Genomic DNA, 15,932 nt, shown 5'->3' on the forward strand with positions numbered 1-15,932 from the left:
TCCCGGGTTCTCAGCGCGCCACCAGCACCGGGATCTCGGCCTGCGCGACCACCTTGGCGGCCACGCTGCCCAGCATCAGCCGCTGCAGTCCGGAGCGGCCGTGCGAGCCGACCACGATCAGGTCGGCGCCCAGCTCCCGCGCGCTCTCGGTGATGCCCTTGGCAGCGGCCACGTCCTCGACGCGGCGCAGCTGCACGTCCACCTTGGGCTCGGCGTCGGCGGCGGCGATCACCGCGGCATGCGCCTGCGCGGCGTACTCCAGCGCCGCCGACATGTAGGCCTGGAAGCCCATCGGGTTGGCCTCGCCCACGCCCAGGTAGGGGTAGGGATCGACCACGTACAGCGCGGTCAGCCGGGCGCCTTGCTCGCGCGCCATTCCCACCGCGAGCTGCACGGCGCGGGCGGAAGCCTCGGAGCCATCGGTGGCCAGCAGGATGTGCTTGAACATGGGAACCTCCTCAAGGGTGTTGGACGGGTGGATGCCGCAATGCTCGCTCGCGCGGGCGGAAAACGGCTTGACATGTGTCAACGCAGGGCTGCGGAACGGACGAGCCGCGTGCTTGAGGCAAGTCAAAGCAGCGCGGGCCCTGCATTCCCACAATCGAATGCCAGTTTCGCCCAGGAGTTCCCATGCCCACCCTGCTGCCCGATCCCGTCCGCGCCACCGAGGTGGGCCAGCAGCTGGCCCGGCGCGAGGCCGAACTGCGGTCCCTGCTGCAGGCCTGCACGCTGGGGGCGATGCAGGGCGCCGACGAGCGCGAGGTGGGCGATTTCAAGGACATGGCGGTCGCCGAGACCCAGGCGGTGGTCGACGAGGCCCAGGCGGCCCAGGTCGTCGCCGAACTGCAGCGGCTGCAGGCTGCGCGCGGCCGGCTGGCCGAAGGCAGCTACGGCTTCTGCCAGGAGTGCGGCGAAGCGATCGACCCGCGCCGGCTGTCCGCGCTGCCCACCGCCACCCATTGCGCGTCCTGCCAGCAGTGGCTGGAGCGCCGGGCGGCACGCACGCACTGAGCGGCAATTCCCCCGGACAAGCCCCTTGGCGGCCTGCGCCCGGCTTGCCGCGGTCGCAAACGCTGCGCCACCTTCCCCTCTCATCCCCGCCCTGTGTCATCCCGGCGCAAGGCCGGGATCCATCTCCGGCGGCCCGAACCCGCACGATCGGCGCATTGCGGGCGGGTGATGGATTGCGGCTCGAGGCCGCAATGACAACCATCGGCGCAAGGGCGACCCTTGCGCTCAACCCGTGCCCTTGTCCTTCTTCGACGGCCCGCGCGTGGCCGGGGCGCCGGCACGCCGGCCTTATCGCCGCCCCCAGGGCCCGGTTGCTGAACTTGTCGCCACCCTTGGCGCGCTTGCCCATGGCGCTGGCGGGGTGCAGCTGGTCCAGAGGCAGGTCCTTGCTGTCCCGGCGGGGTTGCTTGTCCTGTTTCCTGTCGGTCTTCTTGCTCAACTGGCCGCGTGGACGGCGAGTGGCTGGTCGGCCGGGTCGCCCGCCTGGCGCGGCAGTTCGTACAGGCGGAACGGCGCGTGCCCCGGCCGCGTGCGCTGCAGCAGCGGCCGCGCCACGTTGAACACCGGCACGCCGTTGATGGTGCGCGCCTCCAGCGTGCCGCGGTGGGCGTGCCCGTGGAACACCGCATCCACCGGGTAGCGCAGCAGCGGCTCTTCCAGCCGGCTGCTGCCCAGGAAGGGGTAGATTTCCGGCGGTTCGCCGGCGATGGTGCCGGCGATCGGCGAGTAGTGCAGCAACGCGATCTTGCGCGGCATGCGCAGCTTGGCCAGCGCCGATTCCAGCTTCATGGCCTCGTTCTGCGCTTCCTTGACGAACAGCTTGATCGCCGGCTCGCCCCACGCGCCCAGCGAGCCGCGTCCGAAGCCGCCGGCGAACCCCTTGGCGCCGGCGATGCCCACGCCCTCGATCTCGCAGGCCTCGCCATCGAGCACGCGCACGCCGGCGTGGGCGAGGATCTCGCAGACCTTCTCGGGCATGCCGGACTCGAAGTCGTGGTTGCCCATCACGGCCACGACCGGCACCTTCACCATGGCCAGCTCGTCGGCCAGCACGTGGGCTTCCTCCGCCGTGCCGTAGTCGGTGAGGTCGCCGCACAGCAGCAGCGCGTCGGCGTGCTCGGTGGCCTCGGCGAAGAAGCCGCGCAGGTGGCCTGCGGAATCGCGGGTGGCGTGCAGGTCGCCGACGGCGGCGAAGCGCACGCGGGCGGAGGAAGCCGTCCGGGTCTTGGGCATTCGGGTTCTTCTGGTTGTCGCGGCACGGCGCCGCCGGAGCCCCATGCTGCCGTGCCTGCGGCGCCGGCGGCATCGTCCAACCGCCGCCGCGGCCTGTAGGCGCCCGCCGACGCCGCTTGAGGCTTCTTGCCCGGATGGCGGCGGACGGGTTGCGCATTAGGCTTTCATCCCGAATCGCCATGACCCGCCCAGCATGTCCGCCCTCGCACTCGCCCCCTCGCTGGAGGATGAGGTCCTGCCCGGCACGGCGGCGTTCTACCGCCGCGCGCTGCAGGAACTGTCGGATGCCGGCGTGCCCTTCCTGGTGGGCGGCGCCTTCGCGCATGCCTGCTTCACCGGCATCCGGCGGTCCACCAAGGACCTGGACCTGTTCATCCGCCGCGAGCACTACGAACGGGTCGATTCGCTGATGCGGGCCCAGGGCTGGCGCACCGAGCTGGCCTTTCCCCACTGGCTGGCCAAGGTGTACGCCGGCGAGGACTTCATCGACCTGATCTTCAATTCGGGCAACGGCGTCACGCCGGTGGACGACGAGTGGTTCGAGGGCAATGCGCAGGCGCAGGTGCTGGGCGTGCCGGTGCTGATCGCCAACATCGAGGACTCGCTGCTGTCCAAGGCCTTCATCATGGAGCGGGAGCGGTTCGACGGCGCCGACATCGCGCACCTGGTGCAGGCCAACGCCGAGCAGCTCGACTGGCCGCGGCTGGTGCGCCGCTTCGGCCCGCACTGGCGGGTGCTGCTCGCCCACCTGACCCTGTTCGGCTTCGTCTACCCGGGCGAGCGGCACCGGGTGCCGCGCTGGGTGATGGACACGCTGCTCGGGCGGCTGGCGCAGGAGACCGGCGAAGCGCCGGCGGAAGACCCGCGCGTGTGCGCCGGCACGCTGCTGTCGCGCGAGCAGTACCTGCACGACATCGAAAGGCTGGGCTACGTCGACGGCCGCCTGACGCCGCTGAGCACCATGACGCCGGGCGATGTCGAGAGCTGGACGGAGGCCATCCCGGCCCGCCAGGAGGAAGCCGAAGCGCTGGCGGACGCGGCGGTGGCAGCGGCGCCGGAGGGGCCCGTTCCGCTGCCGGTTCCGGCACGCCCGCGCGGGCGCGGTTTCCGGCCGCAGTGACCCCGGCCGGACCACGGCCGCCCTGACGCAAGTCAATCCCCTGAAGGCCGCGGGCCGATACGTTCGGCGCCATGCCCCCTCCTTCCGCCACGCTGGCCGGTTCTGCCCCGGTGCGCCATGCCGCCTTCGAGGACCTGCAGGCCCTGCTGACGGGCACCCTGCTGGCTGCGCTGGGCCTGGTGCTGTTCCAGCAGGCCGGCCTCGTGACCGGCGGCACGGTGGGGCTGTCGCTGCTGCTGCACTACTCGGCCCACGTGCCGCTGCCGATCGCGCTGCTGCTGGTCAATGCGCCGTTCTACGCGCTGGCGCTCCTGCGGATGGGACGCGAGTTCACCCTGAAGACACTGCTGGCCGTGAGCCTGATGGCGCTGTTCGCCTGGCTGCTGCCGAACGGGCTGGCGATCTCGCGCGTGGACCCTCTGCTGGCGGCGGTGCTGGGCGGGCTGCTGTGCGGGGTGGCGATCCTGGTGCTGTTCCGCCACCGGGCCAGCCTGGGCGGCCTGAACGTCCTGGCCCTGTACCTGCAGGAGCGCTCGGGCCTGAGCGCGGGCAAGGTGCAGATGGGCCTGGATGCGTTGATCGTGCTGGGCGGCGGCCTGCTGGTGGCCGACCTGCCCCGCGTGCTGGCATCGGTGCTGGCGGTGGTGGTGCTGAACCTGGTGCTGGCCGTGAACCACCGGCCGGGGCGCTATTTCACCGGCTGAGCCACCGGGCCTGGGGCGGTCGGCCCGGCCTGCCGGTCGCGCATGGCGTCGGCGAGGAGCCTGGCCACCTGGCCGGGGCCGACGGGCTTGACCAGGTGGTGGTCGAAGCCGGCGGCAGCCGTCTTGCTCACGTCCTCGTGGCGGCCCCAGCCGGTCACGGCGATCAGCAGGGTGCCGGGGCTCTTTTCGCGGATGCGCCGGGCCGCGGCATAGCCGTCCATGCGCGGCATGCCGATGTCCAGCAGCACGGCATGCGGCTCGAACGAAGCGGCCATCTCGACCGCTTCCTCGCCGTCGGCGGCGACGCGCACCTCGTGGCCCATCACCTCCAGCAGCACCGCCAGCGTCTGCGCCGCATCGGGGTGGTCGTCGGCAACCAGCACCCGCAGGCGCAGTGGCTCGGCGGCGGGCGCGCGGCGGTCGGGCGTTGCCGCTTCCTGGGCCACCAGCGGCAGCCGCACCACGAACTCGCTGCCGCGGCCCGCCCCTTCGGAATGCGCCTGCACCGATCCGCCCTGCATTTCCACCAGCCCGCGCACCAGCGACAGCCCGATGCCGAGCCCGCCTTCGGCACGGGCGCGCGCGGGGACGGCCTGCGAATAGATGCGAAACAGGCGGGGCAGCACGGCCGGGTCGATGCCGATGCCGTTGTCGCGGACCCGCACGACCGCCTGGCCGTCCTCGGCCCCGGCGCTGAGCCGGACGCGGCCGCCGCGGTCGGTGTACTTGGCTGCGTTGTTCAACAGGTTGGCGAACACCTGCGCCAGTCTCGGGGCGTCGCCCTGCACCACCAGCGCTCCCCGGGGGAGGTCGGCTTCGAACGAGTGTCCGTTGGCGTCGAGCAGCGGGCGGCTGGTCTCGATGGCCCGCTCCAGCGGCTCGGCCAGGTCGATGCGCTGGAGCCGGACCTCCAGCTGGCCGCGCGCGATGCGGGTGACGTCGAGCAGGTCGTCCAGCAGCCGCGACATCTGCTCGACCTGGCGCTCGATGATGTCGCGCGCCCACGCCGAGCGCGCTTCATCGTCGCGGCAGACCTTGAGCACGTGCACCGCATGGCGGATCGGCGCCAGCGGATTGCGAAGCTCGTGCGCCAGCACCGCCATGAACTCGTCCTTGCGCCGGTCGGCGATGCGCAGCGCCTGCTCGCTGCTGCGCCGCTCGTGCACGTCGATGCAGGTGCCCATCCATTCGCGGATGCGGCCGTCTGCGTCGAGCTGGGGCACGGCCCGGATCTCGAAGTACCGGTAGCTGCGGCTCGGCGCATGCCAGATGCGCGCCTCGGCCGCGTAGGGGCCGAGGTGCTCGCGCGCGTCGAGCAGGCTGCGCCACAGGACCGTCAGGTCATCGGCATGGACCGCCTTCTGCCACCCCAGCGCACGGTACTCGTCCCACGCCTGGCCGGTGTACTCGGACCAGGCCGGCTGGGGTGCGGTGAAATGGCCCCGCGCGTCGGTGATCCACGCGATGGGCGCCGACACGGGGGTCAGCGACTCGGATCCAGCGTCGCTCGGGGCCGGTGCGGGTTGCATGGTGCCTCCCTGTGACTGCTATGTGCAGCCGAGGCACATTATTGGCTGCTGTGCTTGCCATGAGTCAAGTCGGCCATGAACGCAGTGGCCTTTTCCATGGCCGGGGTGCAGGCTGCCCGGCCGCCTGCTCAAGCGTGCAGCCGCTGGCGACCGCCACGCATGCCCCCGCCCTTTCCCGGCCCCTTCAGCGCGGCCAGGCTGCGGCCCAGCTCGCCAGCCACCGTGCGCGACAGGCGCTCCTGCAGGAGCGCCAGCACCGCGGCCTCTTCGGGCAGCAGGCCGGCTTCACCGCCCTCGCCGGCCGGCTGGATGTCCAGCGCCAGCTCGCCCGCCTGCCAGGCCGCGAACACTTCCGGGTGCACGTAGCACTTGCGGCTGATCGCCGGGGTGTTGCCCAGCTTCGCGGCCACTCCCTCGATGGCTTCGCGCAGCGTCTTCTTCAGCTCCGCCTGCGTGCCGGGCCTGTCCGCCGCCTGCAACGCGAGCGCCGCCATCACCGTGCCGGCCCAGGTGCGGAAGTCCTTGGCCGTGATGTCGCGACCCGTGATCTCCCGCAGGTAGGCATTCACGTCGGTGGAGGTCACCTCGCGCAGGACGCCGGCTTCGTCGGCGTACTGGAACAGGCGCTGGCCGGGCAGGTCCTGGCAGGCCCGCACGACCTTGGCCACGCGCCGGTCGTGCAGTTGCAGGCGCCAGCTCTTGCCGCTCTTGCCCTTGAACTGGAAGCGCAGCCGCGAGCCCTCGACCTCGACATGCCGGTTGTGCAGCGTCGTCAGTCCGAAGCTGCGGTTGCGGCGGGCGTAATCGTCGTTGCCGACCCGGATCAGCGTGCTCTCCAGCAGGTGCACCACGGTGGCCAGCACCTTTTCGCGTGGCAGCCCGCGCAGCGCCATGTGCCGCGCGACGGCGGCGCGCAGCCGGGGCAGCGCCTGCGCGAACCCAGGCAGGCGGCTGTACTTGTTGTCCTCCCGCACCTCGCGAAAGCGCGGGTGGTAGCGGTACTGCTTGCGCCCGCGCGCGTCGCGACCGGTGGCCTGCAGGTGGCCTTGCGGCGACGGGCAGATCCACACGCCGGTCCAGGCCGGCGGAATGGCCAGGCTGCGGATGCGCGCAAGGGTGCGTTCGTCCCGGACCGGCGCACCGCCGGCATGGAAGTAGTCGAAGCCGGCCGCCGCCGGCTCGCGGCGGATGCCCGGATCCTCATCGCTCACGTGCACCAGGCCGGCCGAATGCGCGGCCCGCTGCGGATCGTCTTCGCCTGCCGGCCGCCGTTGCTTCATGGTCGTGCCGCCATCCTGCAGCGTTCAGGCGGGCGCGCAGGTAGGACGCGGACTGCGCCTGCATGGCGACTCCTTCCCGACAGCGTGCCGATGAGCACAGCTGTGCGTCTGCCGACGTGATAATGAATCGTGTCCATCGCCGTTCGCTGATTGCCTTGGCCGTCGCTCCGCCCTCCCCCATCGCCAACTTCGACTCCCGGCTCCAGCTGCTGATCGAAGCCGTGGTCGACTACGCCATCTTCGTGCTGGACCCCGGCGGCCACGTGGCGTCGTGGAACAGGGGGGCGCAGAAGCTCAAGGGCTGGACCCGAGACGAGATCGTCGGCCGGCACTTCTCGGTCTTCTATCCGCCCGAAGCGGTGGCCACCGGCTGGCCGCAGGAGGAGCTCAGGCGCGCCGCGCGCGACGGCCGCTTCGAGGACGAGGGCTGGCGGGTGCGCAAGGACGGCAGCCGCTTCTGGGCCAACGTGGTGATCACGGCGCTGCGCGAACCGGACACGGGCGAGCTGAGCGGCTTCGCCAAGGTCACGCGCGACCTCAGCGAGCGGCGCCGGCACGAGGAGGCGCTGCGCGCCAGCGAGGAGGCCTTCCGCCTGCTGGTCAACGGCATTGCCGACCACGGCATCTTCATGCTCGATGCCGAAGGCAACGTGCGCAGCTGGAACCGCGGCGCCGAGCTGATCCACGGCTACACCGGCAGCGAGATCATGGGCCGGCACTTCGGCATCTTCTTCTCGTCGCAGGACCGCGCGGCCGGCAAGCCCGAGCGCGAGCTGGCGCTGGCGCGCGCGGACGGCCGCTTCGAGGACGAGGGCTGGCGCGTGCGCAAGGACGGCAGCCGCTTCTGGGGCCGGGTGCTGGTCACCCCGATCCATGGCAGCAGCGGCCAGCTGGCCGGCTATGCCAAGGTCACGCAGGACCTGTCGGTGCAGCGCAAGATCGCCGACCTGGAGCGCTCGACCCGCCGCATGAACGAGTTCCTGGCGATGCTGGCGCACGAGTTGCGCAATCCGCTGGCGCCGATCCGCAATGCCGTGACCATCATGCAGAAGCTGGACGAGCAGCTGCCCGCGCCGGTGCAGCGCATGCGCGACGTGATCGACCGGCAGCTGACCCAGATGACCCGGCTGGTCGACGACCTGCTGGACGTGTCGCGCCTGACCACCGGCAAGATCAAGCTGCGCTGCGAGCCGGTGGACATGTCCGAGGTCGTCGCGCGCAGCGTGGAGACCGTGCGGCCGCTGATCGAGGGCCGCGCGCACGCGTTGTCGGTCGAGGTGCCGCCGGGGCCGCACCCCGTGCACGGCGACCCCACGCGGCTGGCGCAGGTCTTGCAGAACCTGCTGGTCAACGCTGCCAAGTACACCGCCGAGGGCGGGCGCATCACGGTGACGCTGCGCCGACCCGAGGGCAGCATCGAAGTCTCGGTCGCCGACAACGGCCGCGGCATCGCCCCCGAGGAGCTGGAACACATGTTCGAGCTGTTCGCGCAGGGGGCGACCGGGTTGTCGCCGACCGCCACCGACACCGGCCTGGGCGTGGGGCTGGCGCTGGCCCGCACGCTGGTGCAGATGCACGGCGGCAGCATGTCGGCGCACAGCGAAGGCGTGGGCAAGGGCGCGACCTTCGGGTTCCGGCTGCCGCTGGCCCCCGTCCGTCCTTCCGCCAGCGCCTGATCGGTCGCAAGGGGCGCGCCGACTTCGCCAGGCTCTTCGCCCCAAGGTCGCGCGTATCGGATGGATTGAGATTGCGGGAGGCGCTGCCAGCGCCTACCCACTCGCCGTGGATCGGATTCTTGTACCTGCGTTTTCACAGCCGCGACGATTCTGTCGCGGCTCGCGGTGCGTACCATGGCCGATTCGCCTCACCGGCTCCCGGCCCCCAGCCATTCCAGGAGCACGGACCCGTTATGGGCGCCGAGCGGAGGTGGCGCGTGGCGATAGGTTACTGGCGAGCCGGACAGCCGCAGGGGATTGCCGACGAGGCGAGTCGTGCCGCCATCCGGATGCGGGAGTTCCACCTGCAGACCGCGGGCGCGCACCTGCGGGTCGTCGAACGCCTGGCGCAAGTCGTTGATGGGGCCGCACGGGACCGCCGCCTCATCGAGGACTTCGATCCATTCAGATGTCGTCCTGCGCACCGTGGCGGCGCGGATGAGGTCCAGGAGTTCCTCGCGATGCTCCACCCGGGCGGTGTTGGTGCGGAATCGCTCGTCCGTCGCCCACTCAGGATGCTGCGCAACCGCGCAAAAGCGCGCGAACTGTCCGTCATTGCCCACCGTGAGGATCATGTATCCATCGGCGGTCGGGAAATCCTGGTAGGGAACGATGCTGGGGTGGGCGTTCCCCATGCGGCCCGGCACCTTGCCGCCCACCAGGTAGTTCGAGGCCTGGTTGGCAAGCGCTGCGACCTGCACGTCGAGCAACGCAACGTCGATGTGTTGCCCGCGGCCGGTAGCGGCGCGGTGATGCAGCGCCGCCAGGATGGCCGTGGACGCGTACAGGCCCGTCATGACGTCGACCAGCGCGACGCCGACCTTGATGGGCCCTCCTCCCGCCTCACCATCGGGCCGGCCGGTGATGCTCATGAGGCCACCCATCCCCTGGATCAGGAAGTCGTAGCCTGGTCGCTGCGCATACGGTCCGGTCTGGCCGAATCCCGTGATCGAGCAGTAGATCAGCCGGGCATTCGCCTCGCGCAGGCTTTCGTAATCGAGGCCGTACTGCCGCAAGCCGCCCACCTTGAAATTCTCGATCAGGACATCCGCCTTCGACGCGAGTTCCCGCACGACAAGCTGCCCGTGCGGGTCCGCCAGATCCAGCGCCACTGAACGCTTGTTCCGGTTCGCGCAGGTGAAGTAGGCCGACTCTGCGGCGCTACCGGGCCTGACTGGCTCTCGCCAGGGAGGCCCCCAGGCGCGGGTGTCGTCGCCGCTGCCGGGTCGTTCGACCTTGACCACGTCCGCCCCGAGATCGCCCAGCATCTGCCCCGCCCACGGGCCTGCCAGCACCCGCGACAGATCGAGGACGCGGATGCCTTTCAATGCACCTTGTTCCACGTGTCCACCTCAGAACGCCGCGGCGCAGCCGGCGAGGGGCCGCGAAGCAAGCCGCACCCCCGACCCTCGATTGATGTCGCCATGGTCACCGCTCAGGCCAGTTGCCCGGCGCCCGGCAGGTCGAATCCAACGGCGTCCAACCGCTCGTGGAGCTGCGTTTCCTCGCCGGGCGAGAGGTTCACCAGCGGCGGCCTGACGGTGAGCCAGTCGCGGCGTCCCGACTTCCACGCGATCGCCGCCTTCATGGCCGCGATCAGGGGGAACTTCGCGAAGGCCTCGCGCGTGGCATCCAGCCGGTCCTGCTGCTGCTGTGCATCCGGGGCCTGCCACGACTTGAAGAGCTCGAGGATCGGACCCGGGTTCACGTTTCCGGTGGCCGTGATGCAACCCGCCCCACCCGCGCGCATCGTCGCCAGCAGGTAGGTTTCGCTGCCTGCGAACACCTGGAACCCGGCAGGGCCGAAAGCCTCGATCATGCTGCGCGTGTTGTTCCAGTCGCCGGAGCTGTCCTTCATGCCGGCCACGCAGCCCGGGTAGCGCTCCAGCAGGCGTTGCACCAGGCCGTGCGTGATCGGCACCTGCGACACCGCCGGGATGTGGTACAGGTACAGCCGCAGGCGATCGTCGGCCACCGCCTCGATCACGGTCGAGAACGCCCGGTACAGGCCCTCCTCCGAGACGTTCTTGTAGAAGAACGGCGGCAGCATCAGCACGCCGGCGCAGCCCGCCGAGACGGCCGCCCGGGTCAGCTCGATGCTTTCGGGCAGGGCGCAGCAGCCGGTCCCCGGCATCATGCGCGAGGCCGGCAGGCCCGCTTCGAGCAGCGCATCCAGCAGCCGGCGCTTCTCGGTGAGCGCCAGCGAGTTCGCTTCGGAGTTGGTGCCGAACACGGCCAGCCCGACCTCCTGCTGCAGCAGCCAGCGGCAATGCCGGATCAGCCGGTCGGGATCCGGGCTGTAGTCCGCGTTGAAAGGGGTGAGGACCGGCGAGAGCACGCCGGCCAGGTCTTGCTTGGAAGTCGTCATGTCGGTGAACGCCATTGGCCATCCGGCGCGCCGGACGGTCGGGGGAATGGAAGCTCGGCCGGCGGCGCGGCGGCCGAGGATCGGAGTTTGGAAAGAAGGAGCAGGCGCCGAACGAAATCGCTGCGCGCCGCGTGCGGCGAATCGTCGGTGCACGGCCCGATGCAGGCGTCGCGCCGTTGCGTCGTGCTGCCGCCGGTCGGTTCGCGGGTCATGACTTGGGGCCGGCGGCCCGTTCCACGAGGTCCGCCAGCGTCGCCGCGCTTTCGACCCGGGCGAAGTACCGCGCCAGGTTGGCCAGGCTCTGCTCGTGGAACTCGGGCCGCCAGGCGCAGCAGCCATCCGACGCGACGAACACGCGGTAGCCCAGCTCCGCCGCGTTGCGGGCGGTGCTCTCGACGCAGGCGTCGGTGTAGACCCCGGTCACCACGACCGAGCGGATGCCCCGCTGCTGCAGCTGCTCGTGCAGCCGGGTGGACACGAAGCTGTCCATGGAGGTCTTGCTCAGCACGAGGTCGCCCGGCTCCGGGCTCAGCTCCGCGATGACGTCGCTGGCCGGATCCGCGCGCGAGGTCAGCACCGAGGCGCCGGTCGCCTTGCGCCGCTGCTCGCTGCGGTAGCGGATGGTGGATGTGCGGACGTCGGAGCCGTCCCCCACGACCGAGCCGAACAGCATGAACACCACGTCCTGTTCGGCGCTGCGGAAGGCCTGGCGCAGCCGGCCGATCGCCGGCACCACCTCGTCGCGCACCCGCCCGACCAGGTAGTCGGTGTAGCCGGGCGAGCTGCTCTCCATCGACTTGACCAGCCCGACGCCGGGCGAGACGCCGACCGGCTGCATGTCGATCACGATCAGCGCGGCCGGCAGTTCCAGCTCGAAGTCGAAGGCGGGGAAAACGGCGGCACTCATGGCAGTCTCCCCGGCCCTCAGGCCAGCGCCGGCAGGCGCATGCGGATGTGCTTGGCCTCCATGTAGGCCAGCAGGCCTTCGCTGCCGAGCTCGCGCCCGACGCCGCTGTGCTTCCAGCCGCCGAACGGCGCCTGCAGCTCGCACACGTCGTTGACGTTGATGCCGACGCCGCCGAACTCGAGCCGCTCGGCCAGCTGCAGCGCCTGGCCGATGTCCTGGCTGTAGATGTAGCCGGCCAGGCCGAAGCGGGTGGCGTTGGCACGGCGGATCACCTCCTCGGTGGACGAGTAGCCGACCACCGGCGCCACCGGCCCGAAGGTCTCCTCGCACATGACCAGCGCGTCGTCCGGCGTGTCGGCCAGCACCGTGGGGGCATAGAAGCTGCCGCCGTCGTAGCCGGCGCCGGTGAGCCGCTGGCCGCCGGCCAGCAGCCTGCCGCCGCGCGCCACGGCATCCTGCACGTGGCGCTGGACGCGCTCGATCTGCGCGTCGTTGATCATCGGGCCGAACAGCGCGCCGGGCGCGGCGCCGTCCATGGGCCGCACCGCCCGGGTCGCCTCGACGAAGGCGTCGAGGAAGCGGCCGCGGATCTTCTCGGCCACGTAGATGCGGTTGACCGACAGGCAGATCTGCCCCATGTTGGTGTACGAGCGCTGCACGGCGGCCGCGACCGCCAGGTCGATGTCGGCATCGGGCATCACGATCATGGGGCACTGGCCGCCCAGCTCCAGCACGATCCGCTTGAGCTCGGTCGCGGCTTCCCGCATCACCATCTGGCCGGTCTCGATCGAGCCGGTCAGGGTCACCAGGCGCGAGCGCGGGTCGCGGATCAGCTTCATCGACAGGCCTTCGTTGCTGCCGACGACGTTGTTGATGACGCCGGCGGGAATGCCGGCGTCCACCAGGCACTGCACCGTCAGCGCGGTCGACAGCGGTGTCAGCGGCGAGGGCTTGTTGACCACCGTGCAGCCGGCCGCCAGCGCCGGCGCGACCTTCCACGCGAAGATGTCGACCGGGTAGTTCCACGGCACCATGGTGACCACCACCCCGAGCGGCTGGTGGATCACCAGCACCCGCAGCTCTTTCGAGATGGCGTTCTCCTGCGGGTGCTTCCAGGCGTCGGCGCGCAGCGGCGCCATGTCGGCGTAGAACTCGAACACGCGGGCGGTGTAGTCGATCTCGCGCAGGCTGTCGACGATCGGCTTGCCCTGCTCGCTGGTCAGCGCCTGCGCAATCTCCATTCGGCGCTCGCGGATCAGCTCGCCGGTGCGGCGCAGCAGCCTGGCCCGGATCTCGACGTCGGTCGCCGCCCAGCCGGGGAAGGCGGCCTGGGCCGCGGCCAGCGCGCGGTCGGCGTCGGCCGCCGTGCCCCAGGCGGTGGTGCCGGCGATGCTTCCATTGGCCGGGTTGCGCACGTCGATCGTGCCGCCCTCCAGCGCTTCGACCGCCTGGCCGTCAATGAGGAAGGGGGCGTGCCGTTGCTGTGACATTCATTGCTCCATGGATGGGTGAAAACGCGGGTGGGCGGGCGCCTTCGGACGATTCGCTCTCGTCCTGCGCCGGGCGCGCCCCGAGGTAGAGGTGTTCGACGCGCTCGTCGTTGAGCAGCTGCGCGCCAGTGCCGGTGTAGGCATTGCGGCCCTGGTCGAGCACGTAGCCGCGGTCGCAGATCTCCAGGCAGCGCCGCGCGTTCTGCTCGACGATGAGCACGGCGACGCCCTGCGAGCGGATCGCCGCGATGAACTCGAAGACCTGCTCCTGCATGATCGGCGACAGGCCGGCCGAGGGCTCGTCCAGCAGCAGCAGCGAGGGGCGCAGCATCAGGGCCCGGGCCAGGGCCACGATCTGCCGCTCGCCGCCCGAGAGGTCGCCGGCACGCTTCTGCAACAGGCGCTCCAGCGGCGGGAACAGCCCGCGCACGTAGTCGAAGCCGTCGCGCCAGCGGTCCGGGGCGATGAACACGCCGGTCTGCAGGTTCTCCAGCACCGTCAGCTGGGCGAACACGTTCTCCAGCTGCGGCACGTAGCCGATGCCGCGCGCCACCAGCCGATGGCCGGGCGATCCGGTGATGTCCTGGCTTTCGTGGCGGATCGTGCCGGCGCGGGTGCGCGCGATGCCGAACACCGACTTCAGCAGGGTCGACTTGCCGGCGCCGTTGGGCCCGAAGATGCCGACGATCTCGCCCGCATGCAGCTCGAGCGAGCAGCCCCGCAGCACGTCCACGCCTGGCAGGTAGCCGGCCACCAGGTCCTGCACCGCCAGGATCGGCGCCTGGCCTTCGGTTGGACGCGGCTGCGGCTGCGGCTGCAGCCGGGCGGGGGCGGCACCGGCGCGGCGCGCACCGAGGTAGGCCTCGATGACGGCCGGGTCGGCGGCCACCTGAGCGGCCTGTCCCTCGGCGATGATGCGTCCCTCGGCCATGCACACCACGTGGTCGCTGATGCGGCGCACCAGCTCCATGTCGTGCTCGATGATCAGGACGCTGGTGCCCTGCCGGTTGAGCGCCACGATGTGCTCGAGCAGCGAATCGCGCAGCGCCGGGTTCACGCCGGCCATAGGCTCGTCCAGCAGCAGCAGCTTCGGCTCGGCCATCAGGGCCCGGGCCATCTCCAGCAGCTTGCGCTGGCCGCCCGACAGCACGCTGGCCGGCTCGTCGCGCAGGTGGGCCAGCTTGAAGCGCTCCAGCACCTCGGTGGCACGTTCGGCCAGGCGCCGCTGCGCCGGTCGCCAGCGCACCGGCCACAGCGCCGACAGGAAGGTCTCGCCCGTGGGGTCCTTGGCGCCGAGCATGACGTTCTCCAGCACCGACAAGCGCGCGGCGACCGCCGTGTGCTGGAAGGTCCGCACCAGCCCGAGGCGGGCCACGCGGTGCGCGCCCAGTTGCGAGATCTCGGTCGAGTCGAAGCTCCAGCTGCCGGCCGAGGGCCGCATGAAGCCGGACAGCACGTTGAAGAAGGTGCTCTTGCCGGCTCCGTTGGGGCCGATCAGCGAGGTGATGGCGCCGCGCGCGATCGCGAACTGCTCGACGTCCACGGCGGTGAAGCCGCCGAAGCGGCGCACCACGCCCTGCGCCTTCAGGATGACAGGATCATGCGGCACGGCGCAGCCCCCGCTTTCCGAACAGGCCGTCGGGCCGGTACATGACGAGCAGCATCAGCCCGGCGCCGAGCAGCACGAAGCGTGCGGCACTGACCTGCTGCGGCCCCAGCCAGGAGAGCGTCTGGCTGGCGCCGGCCAGCAGGCCGTCGGTCAGCGCCACGATCATCCAGAAGATCGCCACCCCGAACACCGGTCCCCAGGCCTTGCCCATGCCGCCCAGGACCAGCCCGGTATAGGCGAAGAAGGTCATCGTCGGCAGGTAGGTCTCGGGGTTCACGTCCTGGTGGCTGAGCGCCAGCAGCACGCCGGCCAGGGCGCCGATTAGCCCGCCCAGCACCAGGCTCTGCATCTTGTAGCGGAACACCGGCTTGCCCAGCGAGGTCGGCCCCGGCTCGTTGTCGCGGATCGCACGGATCACGCGGCCCCAGGGCGAGGCGACCAGCATCCGCACGAACAGGATGGTGACGACCACGGTCGCCCACGCCACCCCGCACAGGAACAGCTGGGCCTCGTTCCAGTGCAGCGGACCGAGGACATAGTCGCCGGGCGGGATCGGGTTCAGCGCGAAGAAGCCGTCGCCGAAGCGCTGCAGGCCCTGCACGCCGCCGGTGACCGGCTCCATCCAGCTGCTGCGGAACAGCAGCCGCAGCGACTCGGTGACCGCCAGCGAGACGATCGCGAAGTAGTCGGCGCGCAGCCGCAGGGTCGGCAGTCCCATCAGCAGCGCCAGCACGACGGCGAAGGCCAGCGCCATCGCCAGCGCGCCGGCAAAGCCCAGGCCGAGCGACAGCACGCCGATCGCCAGCCCGTAGGCGCCCATCATCATGAAGCCGGCCTGGCCGAAGTTCAGCAGGCCGGTGTAGCCGTAGTGCAGGTTCAGGCCGACCGCGGCCAGCGCCAGCACGGCCGCCTCGGGCGACACGGCGGCACGCGCCGTGAGCGAGAGAAGCTCCAGGAAATCCACGT

The 15,932-nt window shown here is 71.0% G+C and carries 14 protein-coding genes; 4 read left to right on the forward strand and 10 right to left on the reverse strand.

Translation table 11 applies throughout. The features are described from left to right. Positions 1-10: 10 nt before the first annotated feature. Positions 11-448: a universal stress protein gene (locus V6M57_RS01760; protein WP_332813259.1), complete on the reverse strand. Its 438-nt coding sequence runs from the start codon at positions 446-448 to the stop codon at positions 11-13. Positions 449-630: 182 nt separating this feature from the next. On the opposite strand from V6M57_RS01760, the gene V6M57_RS01765 reads away from it, so the two are divergent. Then, a complete protein-coding gene (locus V6M57_RS01765) occupies positions 631-1,011 on the forward strand; it encodes a TraR/DksA family transcriptional regulator (protein WP_332813260.1) in 381 nt (126 codons plus the stop codon). Between the two features lie 435 nt (positions 1,012-1,446). Here V6M57_RS01765 and V6M57_RS01770 read toward each other — a convergent pair whose 3' ends face one another. Next, positions 1,447-2,244 (reverse strand): metallophosphoesterase family protein, encoded by a 798-nt coding sequence (locus V6M57_RS01770; RefSeq protein ID WP_332813261.1) that lies wholly within the window; start codon positions 2,242-2,244, stop codon positions 1,447-1,449. A 193-nt stretch (positions 2,245-2,437) separates the two neighbouring features. On the opposite strand from V6M57_RS01770, the gene V6M57_RS01775 reads away from it, so the two are divergent. Then, on the forward strand, positions 2,438-3,364 hold the full coding sequence (locus V6M57_RS01775) for a nucleotidyltransferase (RefSeq protein ID WP_332813262.1): 927 nt from the start codon (positions 2,438-2,440) through the stop codon (positions 3,362-3,364). A 71-nt stretch (positions 3,365-3,435) separates the two neighbouring features. Then, a complete protein-coding gene (locus V6M57_RS01780; RefSeq protein WP_332813263.1) occupies positions 3,436-4,068 on the forward strand; it encodes a YitT family protein in 633 nt (210 codons plus the stop codon). Here the strand turns inward: V6M57_RS01780 and V6M57_RS01785 are convergent. Both V6M57_RS01785 and V6M57_RS01790 read right to left on the reverse strand, forming a co-directional pair. Beyond that, entirely contained in the window at positions 4,053-5,597 is a 1,545-nt protein-coding gene (locus tag V6M57_RS01785; protein ID WP_332813264.1) for a hybrid sensor histidine kinase/response regulator, read from the reverse strand. The two genes, V6M57_RS01780 and V6M57_RS01785, sit on opposite strands and share 16 nt — an antisense overlap. Positions 5,598-5,725: 128 nt before the next feature. Continuing rightward, complete coding sequence (locus tag V6M57_RS01790) at positions 5,726-6,877, reverse strand: DNA topoisomerase IB (protein WP_332813265.1); 1,152 nt, start codon at positions 6,875-6,877, stop codon at positions 5,726-5,728. 155 nt (positions 6,878-7,032) lie between these two features. On the opposite strand from V6M57_RS01790, the gene V6M57_RS01795 reads away from it, so the two are divergent. Beyond that, complete coding sequence (locus V6M57_RS01795) at positions 7,033-8,553, forward strand: sensor histidine kinase (protein WP_332813266.1); 1,521 nt, start codon at positions 7,033-7,035, stop codon at positions 8,551-8,553. Positions 8,554-8,741: 188 nt separating this feature from the next. Here V6M57_RS01795 and V6M57_RS01800 read toward each other — a convergent pair whose 3' ends face one another. From V6M57_RS01800 to V6M57_RS01825, 6 genes are all read right to left on the reverse strand, one after another. Next, positions 8,742-9,935, reverse strand: a complete 1,194-nt coding sequence (locus V6M57_RS01800; protein ID WP_332813267.1) for a CaiB/BaiF CoA transferase family protein — start codon at positions 9,933-9,935, stop codon at positions 8,742-8,744. 92 nt (positions 9,936-10,027) lie between these two features. Next, positions 10,028-10,975 carry a dihydrodipicolinate synthase family protein gene (locus V6M57_RS01805; protein WP_332813268.1) on the reverse strand — a complete coding sequence of 316 codons (948 nt, stop codon included), beginning with the start codon at positions 10,973-10,975 and terminating at the stop codon, positions 10,028-10,030. 193 nt (positions 10,976-11,168) lie between these two features. Continuing rightward, positions 11,169-11,867 (reverse strand): cysteine hydrolase family protein, encoded by a 699-nt coding sequence (locus V6M57_RS01810; protein WP_332813269.1) that lies wholly within the window; start codon positions 11,865-11,867, stop codon positions 11,169-11,171. A 17-nt stretch (positions 11,868-11,884) separates the two neighbouring features. Beyond that, positions 11,885-13,357 carry an aldehyde dehydrogenase family protein gene (locus V6M57_RS01815; protein WP_332813270.1) on the reverse strand — a complete coding sequence of 491 codons (1,473 nt, stop codon included), beginning with the start codon at positions 13,355-13,357 and terminating at the stop codon, positions 11,885-11,887. After that, positions 13,323-14,966, reverse strand: coding sequence for an ATP-binding cassette domain-containing protein (locus tag V6M57_RS01820; RefSeq protein WP_332813271.1), 1,644 nt, complete (start codon positions 14,964-14,966; stop codon positions 13,323-13,325). Before V6M57_RS01820 ends, V6M57_RS01815 begins: the two co-directional genes overlap by 35 nt. After that, complete coding sequence (locus tag V6M57_RS01825) at positions 14,956-15,930, reverse strand: branched-chain amino acid ABC transporter permease (protein WP_332813272.1); 975 nt, start codon at positions 15,928-15,930, stop codon at positions 14,956-14,958. Before V6M57_RS01825 ends, V6M57_RS01820 begins: the two co-directional genes overlap by 11 nt. Between the last annotated feature and the right edge of the window lie 2 nt (positions 15,931-15,932).

The organism is Ramlibacter sp., from assembly GCF_036676645.1.
Lineage (GTDB): Bacteria > Pseudomonadota > Gammaproteobacteria > Burkholderiales > Burkholderiaceae_C > Ramlibacter.